A 255-nucleotide genomic window follows, 5' to 3' on the forward strand; every position below is an offset into this window, starting at 1 on the left:
GACTGCGTGAAGTCGGAATCGCTAGTAATCGCGAATCAGAATGTCGCGGTGAATACGTTCCCGGGCCTTGTACACACCGCCCGTCACACCATGGGAGTGGGTTGCACCAGAAGTAGCTAGTCTAACCCTCGGGAGGACGGTTACCACGGTGTGATTCATGACTGGGGTGAAGTCGTAACAAGGTAGCCGTAGGGGAACCTGCGGCTGGATCACCTCCTTAATCGACGACATCAGCTGCTCCATAAGCACCCACAC

1 rRNA gene is annotated in these 255 nt (G+C 55.7%); it reads left to right on the plus strand.

Features of this window, described 5'->3' with window-relative positions:
• A 16S ribosomal RNA gene (locus ACOZJV_RS34730) occupies positions 1–220 on the plus strand; the annotation flags it as partial.
• Between the last annotated feature and the right edge of the window lie 35 nt (positions 221–255).

This window comes from Pseudomonas sp. QD4, assembly GCF_049199125.1.
Lineage (GTDB): Bacteria > Pseudomonadota > Gammaproteobacteria > Pseudomonadales > Pseudomonadaceae > Aquipseudomonas.